General features: G+C 68.2%; 1 protein-coding gene. It reads right to left on the bottom strand.

Annotated features, from left to right (window positions below):
* Positions 1-880: thiamine-phosphate kinase (locus ABF648_RS05935; RefSeq protein WP_415631373.1), on the bottom strand; the 880-nt coding region annotated here is incomplete at its 3' end.
* Positions 881-1,048: the final 168 nt, after the last annotated feature.

Consider the following 1,048-nt stretch of genomic DNA (forward strand, 5'->3'; position numbering starts at 1 on the left):
CCCCCACCCATCCCGAGGGCAGCTCCCCCATCGGGAAGCAGGCGGCCAAAGCATGGTCCTCACCTCCGGTCAACACGAAGTCCAGAGGATTCTTCCCCACCGCCGAGGCCACGGCTGCGACGGGATCAGCGATCTTGAAGGCGTCCGATTCCACGTCGATCCACACCTGGGAGGCCTGCGCGATGTGGTTGAGATCTGCCAGGAGCCCGTCGGAGACATCGATCATGGCGGTCGCACCGCCACGCGCGGCGCGCATGCCCTCGCCATAGGGGACCACCGGGACGCGCTGGGAATCGACTGCCGCGCGCGGGCTGCGGAAGCCCCTGCCCAGCGCGGTGAGGCCGGCGGCGGCCCAGCCGAGCCGACCGCAGACCGCGACGACCTCCCCGGGCGTGGCGCCGGAGCGCAGCACCGGCTCCAGATCAGCGGTCTCACCGATGACCGTGACGGAAATGGTGATGTCCCTCGCCGCCGAGGTGTCCCCGCCGACCAGGGCCAGACCCGCAGTATCCGCCTCCGCCCTGAATCCCGTCGCGAAGTCCTTCACCCAACGAGCCGGCAGATCGGCCGGCACCCCCAGACTCACCACGACCGACACAGGGCGGGCGCCCATCGCCTCCAGATCGGCAGCATTGACCGCCACCGCCTTGCGGCCGATCTCGGTGGCGCTCGACCAGTCGCGACGGAAGTGCACACCCTCGATGAGGATGTCGGTGGAAGTCACCGCCGAACCATTGATGAGGAAAACCGCTCCGTCATCGCCGGGCCCGACAGAGACGGCAGGGGTGCTGTTCAGGCCGCGGATGATGGAGGCGATGAGACCGAACTCCCCCACGTCTGCGACGGTCTGCTGATGTGCTTCGCTTGTGGCTCGCGGCATGGGTGAAACGCTAGCGCGCCGGAGCCGCATCAGCCCGGTATGCCCGCCGGGCGGGTCCAACTCTGGAATTCACCCGCAGTCTTGACCACAGCACGCTGCCCGACATCTCAACGCAGCACGCTGCCCGACATCTCAACGCAGCACGCTGCCCGACATCTCAACGCAGCA

This window comes from Propionibacterium sp., assembly GCF_047719395.1.
Taxonomy (GTDB): domain Bacteria; phylum Actinomycetota; class Actinomycetes; order Propionibacteriales; family Propionibacteriaceae; genus Propionibacterium.